The sequence below is a fragment of the Williamsia sp. z71 genome (genome assembly GCF_059553375.1).
Genome location: NZ_JCANWX010000003.1, coordinates 412,119 through 436,168 on the forward strand (window position 1 = coordinate 412,119; position 24,050 = coordinate 436,168).

Sequence of the window (24,050 nt, forward strand, 5' to 3'; positions counted from 1 at the left end):
GTTAAGGGCGAAAAGTATGAAGCACGCTCCCGGCCCGATTGGGCTCTACGACCCGCAGAACGAGCACGACTCCTGCGGTGTCGCCTTTGTTGTCGACATGCATGGTCGGCGTAGCCGCGACATCGTCGACAAGGCGATCTCGGCCCTGGTGAACCTCGAACATCGTGGTGCCGCAGGCGCCGAGCCGAACACCGGTGACGGTGCCGGGATCATGATCCAGGTCCCGGACCGCTTCTTCCGTGCGGTTGTCGACTTCGAACTTCCTGACGAGGGCTCGTATGCCACGGGCATCGCCTTCCTTCCGCAGGGTTCGGCAGACGCCAAAGCCGCATGTGACGGTGTGGAGAAGATCGTCCAGTCCGAGGGTCTGACGGTTCTGGGCTGGCGCGATGTCCCCATCGATGAGGCTTCGCTGGGAGCGCTGGCGCGCGACGCCATGCCGACCTTCCGCCAGATCTTCATCGCGGGATGCAGCGGCGACAACCTGGAACGGCGCGCCTACGTGGTGCGCAAGCGGGTTGAGACCGAACTCGGCAACAAGGGTGCCGGCCAGGACGGACCCGGTCGCGAGACCGTGTACTTCCCAAGCCTCTCCGGTCGTACTTTTGTCTACAAGGGCATGCTGACCACACCTCAGCTACGTGGTTTCTACGTCGACCTGCAGGACGATCGCGTCGAGAGCGCACTGGGCCTGGTCCACTCGCGCTTCTCCACCAACACGTTCCCGAGCTGGCCGCTGGCCCACCCCTTCCGTCGCGTTGCCCACAACGGTGAGATCAACACCGCAACCGGCAACGAGAACTGGATGCGGGCCCGCGAGGCGCTCATCGACACCAGCGTTTTCGGTGAGGGCACCGCGGAGAAGATCTTCCCCGTGGTCACCGCGGGTGCTTCTGACACCGCGCGATTCGACGAGGTTCTGGAGCTGCTGCATCTCGGTGGTCGCAGCCTGCCGCACGCCGTTCTGATGATGATCCCGGAAGCCTGGGAACGTCACGAGTCGATGAAGCCGGAGCACCGGGCGTTCTACGAGTACCACTCGACGCTGATGGAGGCCTGGGACGGACCGGCATCGGTCTGCTTCACCGACGGCACCCTGATCGGTGCGGTCCTCGACCGCAACGGTCTACGCCCGAGCCGCATCTGGGTAACCAAGGACGGCCTGGTCGTCATGGCTTCGGAGGTCGGTGTCCTCGACATCGATCACGGAGATGTTGTCCAGAAGCTGCGCCTGCAGCCGGGCCGGATGTTCCTGGTGGACACCGCAGCCGGACGCATCGTCGACGACACCGAGATCAAGGACGAGCTCGCCGCCGCCCACCCGTACCAGCAATGGCTCGACGAGGGCATGAAGCACCTCGACGACCTGCCGGGTGAGCCGCACACCCACATGGCCCACGACCGGGTCAAGCTGCGCCAGCAGGTGTTCGGATACACCACCGAAGACATCAGCCTGCTGGTCGAGCCGATGGCCCGCACCGGTGCCGAGGCAATCGGATCGATGGGCACCGACACGCCCATCGCCGTGCTCTCCAAGCGCTCGCGGATGCTGTTCGACTACTTCCAGCAGATGTTCGCGCAGGTCACGAACCCGCCGTTGGACGCGATCCGCGAAGAGGTCGTCACCAGCATCGGTGGCACGATCGGTCGCGAGGCCGATCTGCTGAACCCGGGCCCCGAGTCCTGCCGGCAGATCGTGCTCCCGCAGCCGATCCTCGACAACGACAACCTGGCCAAGCTGGTTCGTCTCGGCGAGGACGAGCGTTTCGCCGACTACCGCAGCGTCCAGATCCGCGGTCTGTACCCGGTTGCCGAAGGTGGCGCCGGTTTGCGCAAGGCGCTCGACGACGTTCGCCGCCGGGTGTCCGAGGCGATCGCCGACGGCGCGCGTCTGGTGGTCCTCTCGGACCGCGAGTCCGACGAGACCTACGCCCCGATCCCGTCGCTGTTGCTGACCTCGGCTGTGCACCATCACCTGGTCCGGGAGAAGACCCGCACCCAGGTCGGCCTGCTGGTCGAGGCCGGTGACGCCCGCGAGGTGCACCACATGGCCGCACTCGTCGGCTTCGGTGCCGCCGCGATCAACCCGTACATGGCCCTCGAGACCATCGAAGATCTCGCTCTGCGCGGCGTTCTCGGTGGCCTGGATTACCAGACCGCCCAGAAGAACTACATCAAGGCCGCCGGCAAGGGCGTCCTCAAGGTGATGTCGAAGATGGGCATCTCCACGTTGGCGTCGTACACCGGAGCACAGCTGTTCCAGGTCATCGGCATCAACCAGGAAACCGTCGACGAGTACTTCACCGGTCTGCGGTCCCATCTCGGTGGCATCGGTCTCGACGAGATCGCCGACGAGGTCGCCGTCCGCCACGCCGTGGCCTTCACCGACCGTCCCGAGGAGCGCGCACACCGCGAGCTCGAGGTCGGCGGCGAATACCAGTGGCGTCGCGAAGGTGAATACCACCTGTTCAACCCGGACACCGTCTTCAAGCTGCAGCACTCCACCCGCACCGGCCAGTACTCGGTGTTCAAGGAGTACACGAAGCTCGTCGACGACCAGTCCAAGCAGATCGCCTCGCTGCGTGGTCTTTTCGACTTCAACTTCGGTGACCGGGATCCGATCCCGATCGATCGGGTCGAGCCGGCCAGCGAGATCGTCAAGCGCTTCTCGACCGGTGCGATGAGCTTCGGCTCCATCTCGGCCGAGGCGCACGAGACCCTCGCGATCGCGATGAACCGTCTCGGTGGTCGCTCCAACTCGGGTGAGGGCGGCGAGAACGTCGCCCGCTTCGAGCGCGAAGAGAACGGCGACTGGCGTCGCAGTGCCATCAAGCAGGTCGCGTCGGGACGTTTCGGCGTCAACTCGCACTACCTGACCAACTGCACCGACATCCAGATCAAGATGGCTCAGGGCGCGAAGCCCGGTGAAGGCGGCCAGCTTCCGCCGCACAAGGTGTACCCGTGGGTCGCCGAGGTCCGGGGTTCGACCCCCGGCGTCGGTCTGATCTCGCCGCCGCCGCATCACGACATCTACTCGATCGAGGATCTCGCCCAGCTGATCCACGACCTGAAGAACGCGAATCCGGAAGCTCGGATTCACGTGAAACTTGTCTCGGAAGTGGGCGTCGGAACGGTCGCTGCGGGTGTGTCGAAAGCACACGCCGACGTCGTCCTGATCTCCGGTCACGACGGCGGTACCGGTGCCACGCCACTGACGTCCGAGAAGCACGCCGGCGGACCCTGGGAACTCGGCCTGGCCGAGACCCAGCAGACGTTGCTGCTCAACGGACTTCGCGACCGCATCGTGGTGCAGGTCGACGGCCAGCTCAAGACCGGTCGCGACGTGGTTGTCGCCGCGCTGCTCGGTGGCGAGGAGTTCGGTTTCGCCACTGCACCATTGGTCGTCGCAGGCTGCGTGATGATGCGCGTCTGCCACCTCGACACCTGCCCGGTGGGTGTCGCGACGCAGAACCCGTTGCTGCGCGAGCGGTTCACCGGCAAGCCCGAGTTCATCGAGAACTTCTTCATGTACATCGCCGAAGAGGTCCGGGAACTGCTGGCCCGACTGGGCTTCCGCACCCTGCAGGACGCCGTCGGCCAGGTGCAGATGCTCGACACCACCAAGGCACTCGATCACTGGAAGTCGGCGAAGGCGGGCAAACTCGATCTGTCGCCGATCCTGGTGCAGCCGGATTCCCCGTTCATGAACCAGGACCTGTACTGCTCCGGCAGCCAGGACCACGCGCTGGACAAGGCCCTCGATCAGCAGTTGATCGCACAGGCCCGTCCCGCGATCGACAAGGGCGAGCGGGTGTCCTTCACGTCGAAGATCGCCAACGTCAACCGCACGGTCGGCACCATGCTCGGCCACGAGATCACCAAGAACTACGGTGCGAACGGACTGCCGGACGGCACCGTGATCATCGACTTCACGGGTTCGGCGGGCAACAGTTTCGGCGCGTTTGTGCCCAAGGGTGTGACGTTGCGCCTCAAGGGTGACGCCAACGACTTCGTCGGCAAGGGTCTCTCGGGTGGTCGCATCGTCGTCGCACCCGCGGACAACGCCCCCGATGGCTTTGTGGCAGAAGAGAACATCATCGCCGGCAACGTGATCGGATTCGGCGCCACCGGCGGCGAGATCCTGCTGCGCGGAGTGGTCGGCGAACGGTTCTGCGTGCGTAACTCCGGTGTCACCGCTGTGGTCGAGGGAGTCGGCGACCACGGCTGTGAGTACATGACCGGTGGACGGGTGGTGGTCCTCGGATCGACCGGACGCAACTTCGCGGCCGGCATGTCCGGCGGCATCGCGTACGTCTACGACCCGGCCGGCGCATTGGCGGCGAACCTGAACACCGAACTCGTTTCGCCCGAACCCCTCGAAGCCGACGACCTCGAGTTCCTCGAGGGCATCGTGAACAAGCATCGCAACGAGACCGGTTCCCCGGTCGCACAGGCGATCCTGGACGACTTTGCGAACAAAGCGCAGAACTTCGTCAAGGTGATGCCGCGCGATTACAAACGCGTGTTGCTGGCCATTGCGGCAGCGGAGAAGGACGGACGCAGCGTGGACGAGGCAGTTATGGAGGCCGCACGTGGCTGATCAGCGAGGTTTCATCAAGCACCCGGAACGGGAACTGCCGCAGCGCCGGCCGGTACCGCTGCGCCTGATGGACTGGAAAGAGGTCTACGAGGATTTCGACAAGGAAACCCTCAAGACCCAGGCCAGCCGTTGCATGGACTGCGGTATCCCGTTCTGCCACAACGGTTGCCCGTTGGCCAACCTCATTCCCGAATGGAATGACCTGGTCTACAAGGACCGTTGGGCCGACGGCATAGAGCGTCTGCACGCGACCAACAACTTTCCGGAGTTCACCGGACGGCTGTGCCCGGCGCCCTGCGAGGCGTCCTGCGTGCTGGGGATCAACCAGCCCGCGGTCACGATCAAGCAGGTCGAGGTCGAGCTGATCGACAACGCCTTCGACGAAGGCTGGGTCACCCCGATCCTGCCCTCGGTCAAGACCGGCAAGTCGGTGGCCGTGGTCGGATCGGGTCCGGCCGGACTCGCCGCCGCCCAGCAGCTCACCCGCGCAGGCCACGACGTCACCGTCTTCGAGCGGGCCGACCGCATCGGCGGACTGCTCCGCTACGGCATCCCCGAGTTCAAGATGGAGAAGTGGCACATCGACCGCCGTCTCGAGCAGATGGAGGCCGAGGGCACCACGTTCCGCACCGGTGTCAATGTCGGTGTGGACCTGACCGTCGAACAGCTTCGCGCAGACTTCGACTCGGTGATCCTGTGCAACGGGTCCACGGTGGGTCGCGATCTGCCGATCCCCGGCCGTGAACTCGACGGCATCCACCAGGCGATGGAGTTCCTGCCCTGGGCCAACCGGGTACAGCAGGGCGACGACGTCCTCGATGCCGACGGCCAGCCGCCGATCACCGCCAAGGGCAAGAAGGTCATCATCATCGGCGGCGGCGACACCGGTGCAGACTGCCTCGGTACCTCGCTGCGCCAGGGCGCCGAGATCGTGCATCAGTTCGAGATCATGCCGCGTCCCCCGGAGGAGCGAGCGGAGTCGACACCGTGGCCGACCTACCCGCTCATGTTCCGCGTCTCGTCGGCCCACGAAGAGGGCGGCGAGCGTGTCTTTTCCGTGAACACCGAGGAATTCCTCGGCGAAGACGGACGGGTCACCGGGTTGAAGGCGCATGAGGTCGTGATGAACGCCGGACGTTTCGAGAAGGTCGAGGGCAGCGAGTTCGAGCTCGAGGCCGATCTGGTCCTGCTGGCCATGGGCTTTGTCGGTCCCGAGCGTGGCGACTTCCTCGACAAGCTCGGTGTCGCCTACAACGAGCGCGGAAACGTCAAGCGTGGCAACAACTTCGAGTCGACCGTCCCGGGTGTGTTCGTGGCCGGCGACGCCGGCCGTGGCCAGTCGCTGATCGTCTGGGCGATCGCCGAGGGACGTTCGGCAGCAGCTGCCGCCGACACGTACCTCACCGGTTCCACACTGTTGCCGTCACCGATCGAGCCGACGCAGGCACCTCAGCGATAGCCGCTGCGGAATCCTCTGTGACCTGAGAGGATGTGCACGGGCGGGGGAGCGATATCAGATCGTTACCCGCTCGGGTTGTCGGATCAGCGGAGGAAGCAGCATGCGGTTGCGTCGATGGGTCAGTGCGTTCGCGGCGGGGGTACTGACAGCGGGAACGCTGACGGCTCTGGCCACTCCGGTGGCGGGAGCCGATCCCGCGGACTGTCCGGAGCTCTACGTGTTGGCGATCCCGGGTACCTGGGAGAAGTCGGCCGACGCTCAGATCCGGGGCATGCTCGCATATCCGACGACGGGTCTGGGTCCGGAAACGAAGACCCAGCTCGTCGGATACAACGCCACCGCTTTCCCCTGGGACGACGGCGGCAGCATCTACGGTGAGTCCAAGGCGCAGGCCGTGGCCAACGCCGAGGGTCTGGCGGTCGTGATGACCCAACGGTGCCCCGGGGCCAAGGTCGCTCTGATCGGCTACAGCCAGGGCGCGGACGCCGCGGGCGATGTGGCCGCCGACATCGGCACCGGACGGGGGGTCATCTCTCCGGCCAGGTTTGCCGGCGCCGTTCTGCTCTCCGATCCTCGGCGGTCCAAGCAGGATGCGCTGATCGGCCCGAAGCTCAGCGGCGAAGGTAACGGCGGCCCGCGACAGGGCGGATTCGGCTGGGTGAAGAACCGTACCTTCACCATCTGCGAGCCGAACGATCAGTACTGCAATGTGCCCCGCGACTACTACATCTCCCGGATCGTCGGCTACCTCGCCGAAACCAGTGACCCCAATCCGGATCAGGTCGCCCAGTACCAGCTCGAAGCCGCCGCGATCGTCGGCGAATTGATCACCCGGGGTGGTCCGGGCGCACTCGTCGACGAACTGAGCAACGAAAAGGCCCGAGCGCAGATCGTTGCCTTCGACAAGTTCTTGCAGTCGGGTTCCCACACCAGTTATGGCGACTTCGAGGTGCAACCCGGGGTGAGCGCACTGCAGTGGGCACGTAACTTCCTCGCCGGTCTCGCCTGAGTCCTGTCGCGTTACCCTTGTGACTGCTGGGGCAGATGTGACATTCCCGCGTGTTCCTCCGAAGGATCGCAAGTTGGCCGGCGTAATGTGACCTGGGCAACAACATGAAGGATCTCAGGGTGCTGACCTGCGGAGAGTAACGACGCGAAGGCCCGGCACGACACATGACACAGACGAATGGGACGTGCCCGGCGACCACCACCAGGGCTGTCCGCAGTATCATGAATACTGTCCGCTGTAGTAAAATCAGGATGTGATCCGTCGTGAAATTGGCGAATTCCCGCACTCGCCGCCGCAATCAACTCCTCGCGAAGACCCCTCACCTCTTCGGGTTGAACGGGCTGATCGCCCATCGTCGGCTGGCCCGGATGCTTCCCGAGGACGGCGAGCGTCTGGCGACGTCGGCCGACCTTCGCCGCTTCAATCTCTGACGACCCGATTCACTCCGTGATCATGCGGTCCGCGAACTCGGTGATCACCTCTGCGGTGAGTCCGGGTTGCTGCACCACGAAGTAGTGGCGCGCCGGGCTCAACGCCCGATAGTCGGCCCCCAGCATCGCCGCGTACCGGCGTTGCTTCCATTCCCAGTAAATCCTGACCGGGGTACGTCGACCCGAAACCGCTGACACGACCAGCGTCGGAGCGAGCAGTTCGGCGCTCGGACGCAATCTGATCAGTTCGGCGTTCAGCACCCCGAACGCCGTCTGCTCCACCAGGAGCGCGCGTGGATAGTTATCGCCGCCGAACACCTCGGCGATCCAGGATTTCTGTTCGTCGTCGAACCCATCCGGTGCTCCGGGGTACGTCGCGATCGCATGGCCGATGACACCGGCGGAGCGGGGCAGCGGCAGCTTGTTGATCAACGCGGCAGCCACGTGCGCGAATCGGTTGCTCCAGCTCGGGGGCACGACCTGTACCGGAAACACCACGTACGAACCGTCGAGCATGATCACGCCCGCAACACGATCGGGTCTGCTGCGCGCATACGCCTCGGCATACAGCGAGGCCAGCGAATGCCCGACCAGCAGAACCGGCTCGGTGATGCCGAGGGTGTCGAGAACTGCGTCGATACGTTCGACCTCGGCGGCGATCGACGGGACTTGCCCTTCGGGCAGCGGCTCGGAGAAACCATATCCGGGCCGGTCGTAGCGGATGACCGTCCATCGGTCCTCTAGCAGCTCGGTCACCTGCTCGAAGTCGAACCAGTTACCGCCCAGCGCCGCCAGATACAGCAGTGGTGGGCCCTGTCCATCGACCACCACATGGGTGCGCAGGCCCGCGATGGTCAGGAAACCCCCGGGCGGCTGCACCGGGCCAGTCTAGGTGGCGGCGACCTTGCCCGTCCTTCGCGCAGTTCCGGTGAACCCGGCGATCACGAAGAGGACGACCAGAGAGGCCAGGGCCCCGTATCCGATTGCCTTGGCCGTGGTCACCGCCGACGCTTCGGTGGCAGGTCCGGGCTGTTCGGGTTCTGCGGCCCGCGCCTCGTCCCCGGCCGGTGCCTCGGGCTCGTCGACCGTCAGCGACTCGGTTGCCCGCTTGAGATCGTCACCGATCGAGGTGAGGACACCACCGAGCTGGTCCACGCCATCGGTCACCTGCTCGGCGGCGGCCACCGCGTCGGTCCGGGCGCCGGACAGGGTCGCCAGACCGTCGCGGAGTTCGACCGCCGACGTGTACGCCGACGAGATGGCGCTGTTGGCCGAGGCCGCCGACGTCTGCACCGAGGAACCGAGATCGGTCAGGGAGGTCCGCAACCCGGCAACCGAATCGAGATCGGCCGAGAGGGCTCGCGCCGACGTCTGCATCGCCTGCAGACCGTCGCGTGTTTCTTTGGACCCCGGCGCCTTGACCGTGTCCAGGGTGGTCAGCAGCGGACTGATGAGCTGGTCGAATTGCGTGGCGACCGCGGACAGATTCTGTGCCTCGCCGACGGCGTCGCCTGCCGAGGTGCTCGCGGTCGCGATCTGATCGGCCGCGACCGTCAGATCGGGAGCAGAGCCGAGTGCCTGTACGAGTTGATCGGCACCGAGCCGCGCGGTGTCGATGGAGTCGAATATCTGCTGGGCGCTCGAGGTCACCGTGCTGATCCCGGAGGAGGCGCTGGTTGCCGCGCCCGACAGGAACCCGAACAGCAGTTGCGCTTCCTGCAGCGAGGTCCGCGCCGATTCGACCTTCTCCGATTCGACGTTCCCGGAGTCCGGTCCGGTGGGCGGAGCCGTCGGGGCCGGTGTGTATGTCATGGCGAAAACCAGTGTCCCGGTACATATGCCGATCAGGACGACCGTCAGGAATATGGGAGCGGACCCGAAAAGCCGGGTGGTCCAGCGTGAACCGGTTCGCCACAGCCGGACAACGGGGTCTGGGAGGTGCAACGGTCGTCCTTGTCGTCGGCGTGATACCTGCGGTGCCGATTGTTCGGCGGCACACGCGAGCACACCACGCCGACCTCGCCATCACCCCCCGCGGAAGCTGACGATCAGCTGACGGTTTCGTCGGCAACGGGAAGAACCACCGTCACGACGGTACCCACGCCCGGCGCGGACGTCACCGTGGTCGTCCCGTTGTGTGCCTCGACGATGGCCTTGACGATCGCGAGCCCCAGGCCCGAATGTCCCTGTGTCCGTGCGCCACCGGGTTCCGCCCGCCAGAAACGGTCGAACAGGTTCTCCAGTTGGTCGGGAGGGATCCCATCTCCGTGGTCGCGTACCTCGACTCGAATGTCGGGCCCGGTCGTGACCAGGACCTCGATCGGCCGGTCGGCCGGCGTGTGCTCCTGAGCATTGCCGATGATGTTGCCGAACACCTGCCGAAGACGATGCGGATCGCCGAGGACCGGGGCCGGGCCGGTGCAGCGGAAGAAGATCTCCCGTTCCGGGGTGACGACCCGGGCATCGGACACCACTTCGCGGACCAGATCGCCCACATCCATCCGGGTCAGGTCGAACGGCACCCCGGCATCGGTGCGGGCGAGCAAGGTCATCTCATCGAGCAGATGACGCATCCGCCCGGTCTCCGCCTCGAGCCGGGCCACCATCAGGTCGATGTCGTCGGCGCTGGTGAGGCCGCCCTGGAGATAGTGATCGATCCACGAACTCATCGTGGTCACCGGTGCCCGGAGTTCATGGGAGGCGTCCGCGACGAAGTTGCGCATGCGGTGCTCGGCGTCCTGACGGGCTACGAAGGCGGTCTCGAAAGCAGTTGCCAGAGCGACGATCTCGGCGCCCGAGTTTGATCGGGCCACCTGTGAGACGACCGTCTGCATGTCGTCCCCGTCGGGGGTGGCCGCAGCGTCGGCCATCACCTCCAACGGCCGCAGCCCGCGCCGCAACAGGTAGGCGCCGAAACCGCCGACCACGATCATCGACGCGAAGGCGCCGGCGACGGTATACCAGAGCAGGCGCTCGACGAGCAGATCGTTGTCGCGTTGGTCGAGGCCGATGATCAGATCCGTGACCTCCACGGTCGAGGCGTTGTCGACGATGACGATCCCGGGTGCCGGAATGCGGGTGACGGCGTAATTCTCGGATCCCACGGTGATCCGCTTGGCCTGGCCGGCTGCGAGATCCGCTGTCGCGCGCACGAACGTGGCCCGCTCGGCCGATGTCAGATCGCTGCCGGCCGATCCGATCATGTGGCCTTGGCCCGCGGAATCGACGACGACGAACACGGCGAGAGAAGGGAGTAGGGCCGCAACCTGCTGCGCCGGGACCTCGATGGGTGAGACCGCGGACAGTGCGGCCTCGATGCGATCCGACGTGTTGATCAGTTGCGCGTTGGCGCGGTCCTCGAGGTAGTCGCGGACCAGGACCACACTGAGCAGTGGCGCGACCAGAGTGATGACGACGGTCAGCAGTCCCAGGGTCACGCCGAGGCGGAAACGGAGGGTCCGCGGGGTCCGACTGCTCACCGGGACGCGTCCATCGTGTATCCGAATCCGCGGACCGTGTGGAGTAACCGCGGATGGTCGGGGTCGTCGATCTTGCGCCTGATGTTGGACACGAACCGTTCGACGACGTTCCCGTCCCGGCCGAAATCGTAGCCCCAGACCTGATCCATGATCTGCGATTTGGACATGACGTGTCCGGCGTTCACCATCAGATACTCCACCAAACGGAACTCCGTGGCCGACAACGAGATCGGCGCGTCACCGCGGGTCAGCCGCCGGGCGCCGCGATCCATCCGGAGATCACCCACCTGCAGAACATCCTGGGGCGGACCGCCCGAACCGGCGCGCCGGATCAACGCGTCGATGCGGGCCAGCAACTCGGCCATGCTGAACGGCTTTGTCAGGTAGTCGTCCCCACCGAGCCGCAGGCCGCGAACCCGGTCCTCGATTGCGCTCCGAGCGGTCAGGAACAACACCGGGGTGTGTTCGTCGCGGCGGCGGATCAGCTGCACGACTTCGAAACCGTCGAGGCCGGGCAGCATCACGTCGAGGATGACCACATCGAACGGCTCCGCCAACGCCTTCATCGCGTCGGTCCCGGTGGGCGCGGACACCACCTGGTAACCGCTGAACTCGAGCGATGAGGTGACGATCTCGGTCAGCTCCGGATCGTCGTCGATCATCAGGACCCGTGGCGCCGGGTCCTGATCATCGCCTGTCGTGTCGCGCTGGCCCATCGCGATCGGAGCCTACCTGCGCCCGCCCACCAGGTCTCGCATCTGTTCCCGGCGATCGACGTACTTCCCGTAGCGCCGGCGGGCCCGGTCGATCTTTGTCGGCGAGTAGAAGCGCCTGGCCCAGTACGAATCAGGATGGGCCAGGCGGATCGAGCCGAAGAACCCGAGCAGTGGTACCGGCAGACCGATCAGACCGGTGGCAACCTTGCCCTTGAGCAAGCAGATGACCGTATAGAGCAGGTGGGCCACCACGCCCGCCGCGACGAGGGTGCCGCCCAGGGCATTCGAGTGCGGTTCGTTCTCCCCGATGGGAGAGGTGGCGATGAGCATGGCCAGCCCCACCACGGCAGCGATCATCACCGCGTCGATCGACTTGCGGCCCTCCTCGGTCCAATAGACGTCCTCCAGGTGCAGCCACAGCGCGAACTCGTCGAGGGCCAGCGCCGCCCCGATTCCGAACAGGGCGGCCAGCACCTCGAGCCATGGCGCTTCCGGCCGGAACCTGAACTCGAGCAGCGCACTGACAAGAACCAGCAGGATGCCCCACACCTGATGATGGATGTGGACGCCACCGATGTAGATGTCGTTCACCGGGCCCGAGCCGAGGTCGTTGTCGGGGTTGTTCTTGCGGGCCTTGATGGACAGTGTCACCCGCCGGGTGATCCCGTACGCGATGATGAAGCCGATCAAGGCCGCCAGTGCGGCCGAGCGGCCGGTCTCGACCACATGTGTGTGAAACCAGTTCACGAGCTCTAACCGCCGCTCTACTTGGGTTTCGCGAGGGGGAATGCGAGCGTCTCGCGGATCGACTGCCCGGTCAGTAGCATGACGATCCGGTCCACGCCGATGCCCAGACCGCCGGTCGGCATCATCCCGTGTTCGAGGGCCTGCAAGAAGTCCTCGTCGAGTTCCATGGCCTCGGGATCACCGCCGGCCGCGAGCAACGACTGCTCGGTGAGGCGTTTGCGTTGCTCCACCGGATCGGTGAGTTCGGTGTAGGCGGTGCCCAATTCGACGCCCCAGGCGACCAGGTCCCAGCGTTCGGTGACACCCGGAATGGTCCGGTGCTGGCGGGTCAGCGGTGACACCGACGTCGGGAAGTCCTTGTAGAACGTCGGGAACGTCGTCTGGTCTTCGACGAGGTGCTCGTACATCTCGAGCGCCACCTGGCCGGCATCCCAGTCGTTGCGGTACGCGATGTCGTGCTTGTCGCACAGCTCTTTGAGGTACTCGACCTCCGAGTACGGGGTGACCTCTTCGCCGATCGCCTCGGACACCGCGCCGTGCAGTGTCTTCACCGGCCATTCACCGGAGATGTCGACCTTCTCGATCTCGCCACCGGGGCCTTCGATGAAGACCACCTGCTCGCCATGTGCGGCGATGGCGGCGTTCTGGATCATCTGCCTGGTCAGGTGCAACATCCGGTCGTAATCGCTGTGTGCCTCATAGGCTTCCAGGCTGGTGAACTCCGGGTTGTGTTTGAAGTCCACACCCTCGTTGCGGAAGTTGCGGCCCATCTCGAACACCCGCTCCATGCCGCCGACACAGAGCCGTTTGAGGTAGAGCTCGGGAGCGATGCGCAGGTAGAGATCGAGATCGTAGGCGTTGATGTGGGTGCGGAACGGTGCTGCGTTGGCGCCGCCGTGGATCTGCTGCAGGATCGGTGTCTCCACCTCCAGGTAGTCCCGGCCGGAGAGGAAGTCACGCATCGACTTCACGATCGCGCTGTGGACCCGCATCAGCTCACGGGCCCGCGGATTGACGGTGAGGTCCACATATCGTTGGCGAACCCGGGCTTCGGGGTCGGTGAGCCCACTCCACTTGTCCGGCAACGGATGCAGGCACTTGCCGAGCATCCGCCAATCCTTGGCCAGCAGCGACAACTCGCCCTTGCGACTACGTCCGACGGTACCGCTGACCTCGATGAGATCGCCGAGATCGACGATGCCCGCGAGATCGAGCGCGTCGGGCTTGAGTGCACTCGAATCCACCAGTACCTGCATGTCGCCGCTCCAGTCGCGCACATCGCAGAACACCACCTTGCCGAAGTCGCGCATCCGGATCACGCGTCCGGCGATGCGGCCGGTGGTGCCCTCGGGCGCGGCCACCGCCTCGGCGATGGTGTGGGTGGGCGGATAAGCCGGTGGGTACGGATCGATCCCGGCGGCGGTCAGCTCGTCGAGCTTGGCCAGCCGCACCCGGACCTGCTCGGGGCGGCGCGGGCCGCGATGCTCTGCCTCGCCTTCGCTTTCGATCTGTTCGGCGATCTGCTCGATGTCCACGCCCGGCGGGATCGACGACGAACCACCGGTGAAGTCGCCACCCCTGTCGAACTTGGGCAGCTTCACGAAACCTTCGTTGACCACCGCCGCGAGACCGACGCGCGGAACCGTTCGGGCGTCCTCGAAGCAGAGGAAGCGTGGCACCCACTCGGGCTGGTACTTGGCGTTCGACTTGTAGAGCGACTCCATCTGCACGTACTTCGAGGCAAAGGTCAGCGCGCCGTACATCGCTCGCATGATCGGGCCGGCGCCGATGGTGCCGCCTTCTTCGAAGACCGCGCGGAAGGCCGCGAAGTTCATCGAGATGTAAAGGATCCCGAATGCCTCGGCATTCTCGGCGAACTCGGTCACCATCGTCTCGGTCAGGCCGTTGATCGAATCGTGGTCGCGCCGCATCACATCGAGCGAGGCGCCGGTGGCGCCCCACGGTACGAACGAGAGCATGCCGACGACCTTCTCGTCATTCGTCCCGGCATCCTGAACGGCTTCGACGAGGATCGAACGACCGTCCTCGGGGTCGCCGAGACGGCCGAGGGCCATCGAGAAGCCGCGCTCCTCGTCGGTGTCCCGCCAGGCGTCGGCGCGAGCGATCATGGCGGACATCTGTTCTGGCGTCAGGTCCTCGTGCCGGCAGATCCGGACGGTGATCCCGGCGCGCTTGGTCCGCGCCACCGACTGCCGAACCGCTTTCATGTCAGGCCCGTTGAGGTTGTAGCCGCGGGCGTGGATGATCGCCTCGTCGCCGATGTTGAGTGTTTTGAGTCCGGCGGCGGCCCAGTGTTCGGCGCCGGTGACACTGACCCCGATCGCGCCCGGATGCCAGCCGTACCGGTCGCAGACCTTGAGGAATTCGGCGATCGCGTCCGGCCAATATTTCTTGTCGCCGACCGGATCTCCGCCCGCCATCGCGGTGCCGACCTCCACGCGGTAGGTGATCGCCGCCAATCCGTTGGGGGCGAACACCACTGCCTTGTCGTGCCGCGTCGAGAAGTAGGCCAGTGAATCGTCGCCGCTGTATCCCTTGATCAACAGGCGGATCAGGCGTTCGTCGTCCGGCGTCATCGAGTTGTCCGAGCGCTGCGAACGGAACAGGATCAGCGCCGCGGCGATGAGCGCAAGCGCACCGAGGACGCCGAGCAGGGTGTCGATCGGCTGATACGAGTGGTACTTGTCGTAGTCGGTCGAGATGTCGACAGATCCAAACGTCACAACATGATTGATCGCATATGGCAAACGGTGGGGCTGCGGAAGTGTGTTCGGCCAGATCTCGACGAGCGCCCACCCGATGAGTGATGCGGCGACCAGGCCGGCGACCAGGACCCCGAGGGCGCGCCAGACCGCGCCGCGGCGGACCTTTGTATAGAACTGCTGGTAGCTGGCAACGAGATACGCCAGGGCGAGCAACTGGAGCGCGAGTCCGATGAAGATGTTGATCCGGACCACGGTGTTCACACCGTTCTCGGACGCCAACGGTTCGAACAGGTAGACAACGTTGGCCGTACCGAACACCAGGATGTAGGCGACGGTCAGCCACCATGCGATGCGCTTGCGGGAGGCGAGCGCAAAAGCCAAGAGCGCCAGCACAAGAGCCCATGCCAGGCTGGTGTCCGGCGCCGAGACGATGTAGTTGTCGATGTACTCGCGCGGTACTTCGGTGAGGCGCCGGAACTGGTACGAAAGGCTGCTGAGCAGGGAGATCGCGGCCAGAACGCCGACAAGCCGGCTGGTGTGGCGAGGAGCATTCCGGAACCATCCCGCAGGCGGTGTCAATCTCGATGGTTTGGCAATGGGTGAGCTTGTCTCGGTGATGATTTCGGGTGTTTCGACGCTCACAGGTGGGTGCCTTTCCGCAGCTGGTCCGTAACAACGTTAACGTGCGGGTGAGAGGATTGGATCGTGAGCCGACAAACAGTTCCCATCCGTGATGACTCGATCCGTCTGGGCCAGTTCCTGAAACTGGCCAATCTCATCGAATCCGGGGCCGAGGCCAAGGAGGTGATCGCCGACGGCCTGGTGAGTGTCAACGGTGAGGTGGAGACCCGACGTGGACGGCAGCTCGTCGTCGGCGACGTCGTGGAGATCGGTGGCTTCGAAGCCGCCGTGGGGCCGCCCGAGTGATCGGCACCGTTATTACCCGCCGGTAGGAAGTGTCGTTAGGCTGGGGCCCATGAGCGAAACGACGTTTGTACCAACCGCCGACCTCGTCGATGAGATCGGCCCGGATGTCCGCAGCTGTGATGTCCAGTTCACCCAGTACGGCGGCACCCGGGAGTTCGTCGGACCGGTCACCACCGTCAAGTGCTTCCAGGACAACGCGCTCCTGAAGTCGATCCTCTCCGAACCCGGCAACGGGGGCGTCCTGGTGATCGACGGGGCGAACTCGTTGCACACCGCGCTGGTCGGCGACGTGATCGCCGAGCTCGGCCGCAGCAACGGATGGTCGGGGATCATCATCAACGGGGCGATCCGGGACTCCAAGATGATCGGTGGGATGGAGATCGGCGTCAAGGCGCTCGGAACCAACCCGCGCAAGTCGACCAAGAGCGGCGTCGGCGAACGCGATGTCCCGATCGAGCTCGGTGGTGTCACATTCAATCCAGGCGACCTCGCCTACAGCGATGACGACGGCATCGTCCTCGTCGCGCCTGCGGAGTAGGGGTGAGCACCATGGCAAAACCTGATCAGAGCACGTTCGACCGGCTTCGCGAGCTGGTCGCGATTGACGATGTCGAGCACCGGCCGACCCGGCCGGTGCTCGAGGCATTCAGTGGCACCGAGATGACGACGATCCCGGTGGGTACCGCAGACGACGTCACGGCCGCCTTCGAGAAGGCACGGATCGCGCAGGCGGAGTGGTCGAAGCTCTGGCCCCGGGAGCGGGCCCGGGTCCTGACCGATTTTGCCGACCTGGTGATGAAGAACCGGGCCGCGCTGGCCGACATGGCGCAGGCCGAGACCGGCAAGGCCCGCGGATACGCCCAGGAGGAAGTGCTGGATGTGGCGATGACCGCCCGGCACTACGCCAAGACCGGCCCCAGGCTGCTGGCTGCGGGCAGGGTCAAGGGAATGCTCCCCGTCGTGACCGACACCCGGGTGCGATACCAGGCAAAAGGCGTGGTCGGGGTGATCTCGCCGTGGAACTACCCGATGACACTGGCGGTGTCCGACGGTCTGGCCGCGCTGATGGCCGGCAACGCGGTGGTCCTCAAGCCCGACAGCCAGACGCCCTACTGCGCACTCGCGGTGGTCGAACTGCTCTATCGGGCCGGTCTGCCCCGGGAACTGTTCGCGGTGGTGCCCGGACCGGGATCGGTGGTGGGCCAGGCGATCGTCGCCCACGCCGACTATCTGATGTTCACCGGCTCCTCGGCCACCGGCGCCCAGCTCGCCGAACAGGCCGGACGCCGGCTCATCGGATTCTCCGCCGAGCTCGGCGGCAAGAACCCGATGATCGTCACCAAAACCGCCGACATCGACAAAGCGGTCGAGGGGGCGGTGCGCGCGTCCTACTCCAATTCGGGACAGCTCTGCATCTCGATCGAACGGATCTACGTCGAGAACTCCGCGGCCGCCGACTTCGCGGCGAAGTTCGCCCGCCGGGTTGCCGCCATGACCATCGGCGACGCCTACGACTTCTCCACCGAGATGGGATCGCTGGCGTCGGCGGCGCAGGTCGACACGATCGAAGCGCACGTCGAAGACGCCAAGGCCAAGGGCGCCACCGTCCTTGCCGGAGGCAGGCGGCGTCCCGATCTCGGCCCGTTCTTCTATGAGCCGACGGTGCTGGCCGGTGTGGAAGAGGGCATGGACTGCTACGCCGCCGAGACCTTCGGTCCGCTGGTGTCGATCTATCCGGTCGAGTCGGTCGATGAGGCGATCGAACGGGCCAACGACACCGAATACGGTTTGAACGCAAGCGTTTTTGCCGGGTCGTCCGAAGAGGCCAGAAAGATCGCCGCAGAACTACGCGCCGGAACCGTCAACATCAACGAGGGTTACGCGGCGGCCTGGGGATCGACCGCTGCCCCGATGGGTGGCATGGGCCGATCCGGTGTGGGGCGTCGCCACGGTGTCGAGGGACTGCTCAAATACACCGAACCGCAGACCGTCGCCGAGCAACGCATCATCGGTCTCGGCGGCATCAAGGGCGTCCCGCGTTCGCTGTTCATGCGGATCGTTCCGGTGTTCGTCAAGTCGCTGAAGTTCCTGCCCGGCCGCTGATCCGTCCGCGACCGGGCTGGAACGACAGATCGTCAGGAGCCCGGTCGACGGCGGCGGACGACCACCACGATGGCGACGGCCAGCAGCGCTGCGACCAGCCAGCCGAGCTCCTTGCGTGGCGACGGTCGGGTGGCGGTCAGCGGAGTCGGCTCGGTCTGCTTGAGGGCGGTGAATCGAGACGGCTGTTCGGGGTTGGCTGCGGCCGGAGTCCCGGTCGGTTCGGCCGCCGGTTCGGTGCTTGCGACCGGTGTGGGCGGCACCGTTGCGGGCGGCTCGGCCGGTCCGTTGGCGGCCACCGCCTGGGCCGGGGTGGACTTCGGCGGCGCCGTGTTGCGCGGCTTGTCGGGTCCGCGCCGGACCGGGGGCTTCTGGGAGCCGGTCTTTTTGGCCGCAGTCTTCTTGGCCGGTGCTTTCTTGGCCGGGATCTTCTTTGCGGGTGCCTTTTCGGCGGCCGGTTTCTTGGCGGCGGCCTTCTTGGCGGGAGCTTTTTTCGGCGGCGTCTTCTCGGGCTCCGGCGGGCGTCCGGGCGTACCGTCCGGTTGCGGCTCGGATGCGGGCTGTGGGTCCGGGTCTGCCATGCGGTGCTCGCTTCTTCGCGGGATCAGACGAACAGGGGGGTTTCGGCGGGGGCGGACCCCCTACTGCGTCGGCGGGTGCGTGCAGACAATCATGCCTGTCCCGAGCGCGGGCGGCTCAGTTGGGTGCGGTCGATCCCAGGCCGGCGGCCAGTCCGATCACCACGGCCATGACCAGTACCTCGGCGACAGCCAAACGGAGAGAGGACGTTTCGGGGAAGCGGTGTCCGGCGGCCGCCGGTACCCAGCGTTTGCGCAGATAGACGGCGCAGATCAGCAGCATTGCCAGTCCGGCCGCCTTCGCCAGGAGGATCCGCCCGTACCCGGTCGTCCACAGCTCCGACAGCGAACCGAGCTGCAGGACTGCGGCGACCACACCGCTGCACACCAGTGCGAGTACGCACCACTGGGCGTGACGAGAAAACCGCGGTAGTCCCCGCGCCCACGCCTTGCGGCCGCGGGCGGTCAGGGCCAGCGCGATCAGGGCCCCGCACCACCAGGCGGCGGCGAGGACATGGACCGCGAGCACTGCCACCCCGCCGGTCTGTCGGCTCAGATGTCCGGTGATCGGCACGATGACCAGCCCGAGGGCCGCCAACGCGGCCGCGGCCTCCGGCGCCACCAGGTTCGGCCGGCGCATCCAGACGATGGCCGCGATGCAGATCCCGACCGCACAACCGGCGCTGATGATCGCCGGAGTGGCACCGCCTGCTTCGACGAAGTCGCGGACCCCGAGCGCGGTGGGGGACTGCCCGACCCGCTCGGCGGCATGTAGCCAGGCCGCCAGCACTGCGGCGACGGCCCACAGCCCCGCCGCCCCGGACATGAGCCGCAGTGCAGTCGGGTCGGCGGGGTCACCACCGAGGTGTCGAAGTCCGGTCAGTCCGAGGACGGTCATCGCGGCGACGAAGGCGACCGCCTGGGCAAGAGCATCGGGCTCGGGTCCGGCCGGGTGCGCGACCAACGCGGCCAGCGCGGCCCCGACACATGCCGCGGGTACGGCACCGAGCAACCACTCGCGCCGTGCCGTACCCGCAGTCATGTGGCTACTTCTTGCGCTGCGGCCGGAGCGCAAATGCCAGGCCGCCGGCGAACAGCACCACCGCGCCGACGATGAACGGCCACACCGGAACTCCCGACGACGCCGAATCACCGTCGTCGACCGCTTCACCGGGCGTGCCCTGGCCCTCGGTGGTCAGCGTGAACGTCAGCCGGCCCTCCACCGGGTGGCCGTCGGCCGAGGTCACCCGGTAGTTGATGGTGTAGACGCCCGTGGGCCCCAACTCGGAGACCGGTGCACTCATCGTGCGGCCGGTGACCGTGGCTTCGCCGGATTGCCAGTAGTGCTCGTCCGGTCCGACCACGGTCAGGCTCGGAAAGCTCTCCTGCATCGGCTCGTTGAAGGTCAGTGTCACCTTGGACGGTCCGACCGCCAGCGACGCGCCGTCGGCGGGATCCGAGCTGATCAGCGCTGCATGTGCCGACGCGATCGGGGTATTGGCAATACCCGCCAACACCGCGAAGACCACCGCGCCCAGCGTGAGGACGATGCGCCTCATCGGCGTGAGCGCAGCAGTGCGCCGATACCGATACCGATACCCAGTGCGCCCAAGGCGATTCCGATGCCGCCGAGCCAGCGCGCGGTGTTGTCTTCGGAATGCTCATCTGCGTCGGAGTGGGCATCCTCGCTCGCCGAATCGCCGCCGTGGCCGTGACCGTCGGCGGACTCCGCACCCAGCGTCACGGTCGGGGCGGGCTTGTCGGGCTCGGGCTCACCTTCGCTGGTGGGCTGATCCCAGTTGACGACCTCTCCGTCGGAGTAGGTCTGCACTGCCGGGAACTCGACGGTCTCCTGCTTGGGCAGCGGACCGGCCGAGAGCGGGAACTGCATGAACTCGCCGGGCTGAATGCCCGGATTGCCCTCGACCGCAGTCCAGGTCACCGACGTCGCCTCCTCGGTGGTGGCGTCCCTGGTGATCTCGGCGGTCCATCCCGGAATGGGCTCGGTGCGAGCGGATTTCAGGTTCGGCAGGGTCACGCTCACCGAGATGGTGCCGGCAGTGTCCGATTCGTTCGGAACCCGGAAGTTGATGACGCCGTAGCCGCCCTGGGTGAGGTTTTCGCCGACGGCGCTCACGTGCGCCGAAGCCGAACCCACACCGAGCAGTGTGCCGGACCCGACGAGGGCGGTGGTGGCGATGCCGGCGCCGATGAGCCGGACCCGCCGCGAGAATGAAGACATGCGTGATTCCTTTGGTAGAGAAGAGGTGTCATCACCCGACCAGGTTGCCGGGTGGTGAATGTGGCGAGTGGAATCAGCTCGCCGGTGGACCTCGAACCCCGATGCCTCCGGGGGCGATCAGGGTGATGAGCGGTTCCGGGGCCGGGGTTTGTGGTGTACCCGGCCGATTGCGGTCCGTGATCGGTACGCCGATCAGGAATCCGAGCCCCCGCAGGACCGAGGTGATCACCTGGTACAGGCGGTCGGCACCGGAGATCAGCAAGGCGCATATCGGAATTGCGATGAAGTGCGTGATCAGCATCGCGGCGGTGTTGCTCTGGTGCGCCATCGCCATCGGCTCGGCGACCGCCGTGAGAGACACGTGCGCGGCAACCTGGGTGCCGGTCAGCAGGACCAGGAATCCGGCCGCGGTCATCAGGTGCCTACTCAGGGCTCCGGCGGCCACACCGAGCAACATCAGCAGGAGCAGCCCCGGGGTGCCCGGGAGATGGCCCGACGCCGCACCGTGGGCGGCAACCGCCAGCGCCGGTGCGGTGAGAGCAACTGCCAGTGGGGTCAGGGACGTACTCCGAGTCGTGCCAGCAGATCGGCGTCGATGGCCTCGAGTTCCCGAGAAATGGCCGCGTGCGCGCTACGACGTCGTGCGGCGGGCATCGTCTCGGCGGCGGCCACCGCTGTCGACAGGTCGGACAGACGCTGATTCATGATCGTCGTGAAGGTCTTGGTCTCGGCGTCCGCGGGGTGCTTGGCGGCCAAGGTCTGCAGCGACTCGTTGGCGCCGGCGATCCGGGCCGACAGCGCCGCGCCGTGGCCGCTGTATTTGTTCAGTTCGGCAACCGGCACCCCGGCGCGATCGGCCTGGATGCGGCTGATCTGTTCCCGCGCGGCGGTACTGGCGCGGTAGGCGAGCGGCACGAGGACCGGGGACAGCACCTTGGCAACCGACAGGTAACGCTTTACGCGCGTGGGCGAGAGCACTTTGCCGTCGGCGACGGCCTTGGCATTCGCCTGGGCGATCTTCAGGTTGGTCGAGTTGGTCGCCTTGGTGAGCTTGGCGGCGTTCTTCTCGGACTTCGCCTGCGACTTCTGCGCCTTTTTGGCGAGCTTGCGCTGTTGCTTGAGTCCGGCCTTGGCGAACTTGCGCCCGGACTTGTCTCCGAGGCGCGCTTCGAGCTTGGCTTTCGCCTTGAGTGCCTTGGCCTGGGCTTTACGCTCCGCCCGACTGATGCGTCCCGACTTGAACAGACCCATACGGTTCAGACCCTCTCGTAGTGACCACCCGCCTCGCGCCATCTCAGGCGGCCTGCACAATTGTCGTGCAGTTGCGGTACAAGCATTACATAGCGTGGGTCCGGCGCATGCACCGCTGACGCACACGAGAGGATGGTGGTGATGGCAATTCGTTCATCGGTGCCATCCGGCCCGAAAAGACCCCCGTTGCTCAGTCCTCGCGATCTGAGTGGATGCGAGCATCGGCTCGCCCGCGATTCCCTGTTTCCCAAGGTGGAGTCGGTTCCCGACGACCCGTCGGTCGTGTTGCGCAAGGAAGCGGCCGCCGCGCACCGCGAGCGCGTCCGGGACATGCTGCACGGACTGCACGCCGCAGAGCTGCACCGCTGGGCCGACGTCAGTTCGGGCCGGACGATGCGGGCGCGGATGAAGGCGACCGTCTCTGCGATGAACGCGGGCGCCAAGTGGATCTGGGGCGCCACCCTGCCCGACGATCCCGAGGCCGGTCGCCGCGGCTGGGCAGAGCTGCTGATCAGGGTGGATTCCGGCTTCGTGCCCGTCATCGTGGTGAATCACAAATCGTTCGATCCCGGTTCGGGCGCAGTGACCAGCCCGGTTTGGGGATGGGTGCCGGCACTGGACGAGACGCGCAAGGTGCGCAGCAATGCCCGCGACACCATCCGTCTGGCACACCTGTACCGGCTGTTGCAGACCCTCGGCATGGCCGCGGCCACACCGGCCGGTGGCGTCATCGGCCTCGACCCGACCGCGATGGTCGTCCATGACCTCAGCGACACACTCGTCCGCTACGACGAGCTGCTGACCCGCCGACTGGCGATCGCCCGCGGCAGGGTGGCGACCGCGCCGTCGCGGATCGGCGAGTGCCGCAATTGCGTCTGGTGGAGCGCCTGCGGGCCCGAACTCGAGCAGGCCCACGACGTGAGCCTGGTGGTCAATGGCAATCTCACCCAGATGCTCGCCACGGTCGGGGTGCGGACCATCGACCAGCTCGCGGCGTACGACGGCCCGCTTCCGGAGGGACTCTCCAGTCTCGAGGATCCGATCCTGCTGGCCCGGGCCTATCTCGCCGATGTGAAGCTGATCCGCCGGATGCCCGACGTCGAGGTGGCCCGCGCCGATGTCGAGGTCGACATCGACATGGAGAGCTACCAGGACGACGGCGCGTATCTGTGGGGCACGCTCCTGACCGACAACACCGATCCGTCGCGCCCGGTGCGGTACATCCCGTTCGTCACCTGGACACCGTTGCCGACCGTGGACGAGGCACGATCCTTCGCCGAGTTCTGGGGCTGGCTGATGACGGAACTGCAGACGGCCATTGCTGATGGCAAATCATTCGCGGCCTATTGCTATTCGCAACAGGCCGAGAACAGATGGCTGCTCGGTTCGGCCGATCGATTCGCCGGATATCCGGGGATCCCCACCCGCGACGAGGTCACCGCGTTCATCAATTCTGAGCACTGGGTCGACATCTACGAAGCGGTGAGCCGCAATTTCCTCAGTCCCGAAGGAAAAGGCCTGAAAAAGATCGCACCCCATGCGGGCTTCCGGTGGCGGGATGACGAGGCCGGCGGTGAGGCGTCGATGCAGTGGTATCGCCGGGCGGTCGGACTCGACGGCGACGAGGTCGACCACACCCAGCGCGTGCGGTTGCTCGAATACAACGAGGACGACGTCCGGGCCACCAAGGCGTTGCGGGAGTGGATGGACGGCGGGGGAGCGCAGCACATCCCGCTCGGATCAGAGCTGCCGGCGCCGGACCTCGCATCCGACCACTGACTCCCC

Annotated in this window: 20 protein-coding genes; 8 read left to right on the forward strand and 12 right to left on the reverse strand. The window is 66.0% G+C overall.

Annotated features, from left to right (window positions below; genetic code table 11):
• The first annotated feature begins 16 nt into the window (after positions 1 to 16).
• The 4 genes from gltB (at position 17) to AC51GR_RS10120 (ending at position 7,499) form a co-directional block, all read left to right on the forward strand.
• Complete coding sequence (gene gltB, locus AC51GR_RS10105) at positions 17 to 4,600, forward strand: glutamate synthase large subunit (protein WP_496324491.1); 4,584 nt, start codon at positions 17 to 19, stop codon at positions 4,598 to 4,600.
• A complete protein-coding gene (locus AC51GR_RS10110; RefSeq protein WP_496324492.1) occupies positions 4,593 to 6,059 on the forward strand; it encodes a glutamate synthase subunit beta in 1,467 nt (488 codons plus the stop codon). Before gltB ends, AC51GR_RS10110 begins: the two co-directional genes overlap by 8 nt.
• Before the next feature lie 100 nt (positions 6,060 to 6,159).
• Positions 6,160 to 7,068, forward strand: coding sequence for a cutinase family protein (locus AC51GR_RS10115; protein WP_496324493.1), 909 nt, complete (start codon positions 6,160 to 6,162; stop codon positions 7,066 to 7,068).
• 263 nt (positions 7,069 to 7,331) lie between these two features.
• The gene (locus AC51GR_RS10120) at positions 7,332 to 7,499 is read left to right on the forward strand and encodes a hypothetical protein (RefSeq protein ID WP_496324494.1); all 168 of its coding nucleotides are present in this window, start codon (positions 7,332 to 7,334) and stop codon (positions 7,497 to 7,499) included.
• A 9-nt stretch (positions 7,500 to 7,508) separates the two neighbouring features.
• Here AC51GR_RS10120 and AC51GR_RS10125 read toward each other — a convergent pair whose 3' ends face one another.
• The 6 genes from AC51GR_RS10125 to lysX all read right to left on the reverse strand — a co-directional run bounded on the left by AC51GR_RS10125 (position 7,509) and on the right by lysX (position 15,809).
• Positions 7,509 to 8,378 carry an alpha/beta fold hydrolase gene (locus AC51GR_RS10125; protein WP_496324495.1) on the reverse strand — a complete coding sequence of 290 codons (870 nt, stop codon included), beginning with the start codon at positions 8,376 to 8,378 and terminating at the stop codon, positions 7,509 to 7,511.
• 9 nt (positions 8,379 to 8,387) lie between these two features.
• Positions 8,388 to 9,311 carry a hypothetical protein gene (locus tag AC51GR_RS10130; protein WP_496324496.1) on the reverse strand — a complete coding sequence of 308 codons (924 nt, stop codon included), beginning with the start codon at positions 9,309 to 9,311 and terminating at the stop codon, positions 8,388 to 8,390.
• Positions 9,312 to 9,547: 236 nt separating this feature from the next.
• On the reverse strand, positions 9,548 to 10,978 hold the full coding sequence (locus tag AC51GR_RS10135) for a sensor histidine kinase (protein ID WP_496324497.1): 1,431 nt from the start codon (positions 10,976 to 10,978) through the stop codon (positions 9,548 to 9,550).
• Entirely contained in the window at positions 10,975 to 11,694 is a 720-nt protein-coding gene (locus AC51GR_RS10140; RefSeq protein WP_496324498.1) for a response regulator transcription factor, read from the reverse strand. The genes AC51GR_RS10135 and AC51GR_RS10140 overlap by 4 nt, the downstream gene beginning before the upstream one ends.
• A 12-nt stretch (positions 11,695 to 11,706) precedes the next feature.
• Positions 11,707 to 12,441, reverse strand: a complete 735-nt coding sequence (locus AC51GR_RS10145) for a hypothetical protein (RefSeq protein ID WP_496324499.1) — start codon at positions 12,439 to 12,441, stop codon at positions 11,707 to 11,709.
• Between the two features lie 17 nt (positions 12,442 to 12,458).
• Positions 12,459 to 15,809 carry a bifunctional lysylphosphatidylglycerol synthetase/lysine--tRNA ligase LysX gene (lysX, locus tag AC51GR_RS10150; RefSeq protein ID WP_496324500.1) on the reverse strand — a complete coding sequence of 1,117 codons (3,351 nt, stop codon included), beginning with the start codon at positions 15,807 to 15,809 and terminating at the stop codon, positions 12,459 to 12,461.
• Positions 15,810 to 15,872: 63 nt separating this feature from the next.
• Here lysX and AC51GR_RS10155 point away from each other — a divergent pair, with 63 nt between their 5' ends.
• From AC51GR_RS10155 to AC51GR_RS10165, 3 genes are read left to right on the forward strand one after another with little or no spacing between them, the layout of a single operon-like run.
• Positions 15,873 to 16,094 carry an RNA-binding S4 domain-containing protein gene (locus AC51GR_RS10155; RefSeq protein ID WP_110259450.1) on the forward strand — a complete coding sequence of 74 codons (222 nt, stop codon included), beginning with the start codon at positions 15,873 to 15,875 and terminating at the stop codon, positions 16,092 to 16,094.
• 49 nt (positions 16,095 to 16,143) lie between these two features.
• Positions 16,144 to 16,632 (forward strand): ribonuclease E activity regulator RraA, encoded by a 489-nt coding sequence (gene rraA / locus AC51GR_RS10160; protein WP_496324501.1) that lies wholly within the window; start codon positions 16,144 to 16,146, stop codon positions 16,630 to 16,632.
• 11 nt (positions 16,633 to 16,643) lie between these two features.
• The gene (locus AC51GR_RS10165) at positions 16,644 to 18,197 is read left to right on the forward strand and encodes a succinic semialdehyde dehydrogenase (RefSeq protein ID WP_496324502.1); all 1,554 of its coding nucleotides are present in this window, start codon (positions 16,644 to 16,646) and stop codon (positions 18,195 to 18,197) included.
• A 32-nt stretch (positions 18,198 to 18,229) separates the two neighbouring features.
• On the opposite strand, the gene AC51GR_RS10170 is transcribed toward AC51GR_RS10165, so the two are convergent.
• The 6 genes from AC51GR_RS10170 to AC51GR_RS10195 all read right to left on the reverse strand — a co-directional run bounded on the left by AC51GR_RS10170 (position 18,230) and on the right by AC51GR_RS10195 (position 22,265).
• Positions 18,230 to 18,775, reverse strand: a complete 546-nt coding sequence (locus AC51GR_RS10170; RefSeq protein WP_496324503.1) for a hypothetical protein — start codon at positions 18,773 to 18,775, stop codon at positions 18,230 to 18,232.
• Between the two features lie 115 nt (positions 18,776 to 18,890).
• Complete coding sequence (locus AC51GR_RS10175; protein WP_496324504.1) at positions 18,891 to 19,814, reverse strand: CopD family protein; 924 nt, start codon at positions 19,812 to 19,814, stop codon at positions 18,891 to 18,893.
• A 4-nt stretch (positions 19,815 to 19,818) separates the two neighbouring features.
• Entirely contained in the window at positions 19,819 to 20,331 is a 513-nt protein-coding gene (locus tag AC51GR_RS10180; RefSeq protein ID WP_496324505.1) for a copper resistance CopC family protein, read from the reverse strand.
• Positions 20,328 to 21,014: a YcnI family copper-binding membrane protein gene (locus AC51GR_RS10185; protein WP_496324506.1), complete on the reverse strand. Its 687-nt coding sequence runs from the start codon at positions 21,012 to 21,014 to the stop codon at positions 20,328 to 20,330. The genes AC51GR_RS10180 and AC51GR_RS10185 overlap by 4 nt, the downstream gene beginning before the upstream one ends.
• Before the next feature lie 73 nt (positions 21,015 to 21,087).
• The gene (locus AC51GR_RS10190; protein ID WP_496324507.1) at positions 21,088 to 21,471 is read right to left on the reverse strand and encodes a hypothetical protein; all 384 of its coding nucleotides are present in this window, start codon (positions 21,469 to 21,471) and stop codon (positions 21,088 to 21,090) included.
• Positions 21,472 to 21,569: 98 nt separating this feature from the next.
• The gene (locus tag AC51GR_RS10195) at positions 21,570 to 22,265 is read right to left on the reverse strand and encodes a DUF6474 family protein (protein WP_496324508.1); all 696 of its coding nucleotides are present in this window, start codon (positions 22,263 to 22,265) and stop codon (positions 21,570 to 21,572) included.
• A 141-nt stretch (positions 22,266 to 22,406) separates the two neighbouring features.
• On the opposite strand from AC51GR_RS10195, the gene AC51GR_RS10200 reads away from it, so the two are divergent.
• A complete protein-coding gene (locus AC51GR_RS10200) occupies positions 22,407 to 24,044 on the forward strand; it encodes a TM0106 family RecB-like putative nuclease (RefSeq protein WP_496324509.1) in 1,638 nt (545 codons plus the stop codon).
• The last annotated feature ends 6 nt before the right edge of the window (positions 24,045 to 24,050 follow it).

Excerpts from the sequence above, each read along its gene's own strand:
- AC51GR_RS10175 (WP_496324504.1), bottom strand. The coding sequence starts at position 19,814 with ATGACTGCGGGTACGGCACGGCGCGAGTGGTTGCTCGGTGCCGTACCC.
- AC51GR_RS10130 (WP_496324496.1), bottom strand. The coding sequence starts at position 9,311 with ATGACATACACACCGGCCCCGACGGCTCCGCCCACCGGACCGGACTCC.
- AC51GR_RS10115 (WP_496324493.1), top strand. The coding sequence starts at position 6,160 with ATGCGGTTGCGTCGATGGGTCAGTGCGTTCGCGGCGGGGGTACTGACA.
- AC51GR_RS10190 (WP_496324507.1), bottom strand. The coding sequence starts at position 21,471 with ATGTTGCTCGGTGTGGCCGCCGGAGCCCTGAGTAGGCACCTGATGACC.
- rraA (WP_496324501.1), top strand. The coding sequence starts at position 16,144 with ATGAGCGAAACGACGTTTGTACCAACCGCCGACCTCGTCGATGAGATC.
- AC51GR_RS10170 (WP_496324503.1), bottom strand. The coding sequence starts at position 18,775 with ATGGCAGACCCGGACCCACAGCCCGCATCCGAGCCGCAACCGGACGGT.
- AC51GR_RS10200 (WP_496324509.1), top strand. The coding sequence starts at position 22,407 with ATGGCAATTCGTTCATCGGTGCCATCCGGCCCGAAAAGACCCCCGTTG.
- AC51GR_RS10195 (WP_496324508.1), bottom strand. The coding sequence starts at position 22,265 with ATGGGTCTGTTCAAGTCGGGACGCATCAGTCGGGCGGAGCGTAAAGCC.
- AC51GR_RS10180 (WP_496324505.1), bottom strand. The coding sequence starts at position 20,331 with ATGAGGCGCATCGTCCTCACGCTGGGCGCGGTGGTCTTCGCGGTGTTG.
- AC51GR_RS10185 (WP_496324506.1), bottom strand. The coding sequence starts at position 21,014 with ATGTCTTCATTCTCGCGGCGGGTCCGGCTCATCGGCGCCGGCATCGCC.
- AC51GR_RS10140 (WP_496324498.1), bottom strand. The coding sequence starts at position 11,694 with ATGGGCCAGCGCGACACGACAGGCGATGATCAGGACCCGGCGCCACGG.
- gltB (WP_496324491.1), top strand. The coding sequence starts at position 17 with ATGAAGCACGCTCCCGGCCCGATTGGGCTCTACGACCCGCAGAACGAG.
- AC51GR_RS10165 (WP_496324502.1), top strand. The coding sequence starts at position 16,644 with ATGGCAAAACCTGATCAGAGCACGTTCGACCGGCTTCGCGAGCTGGTC.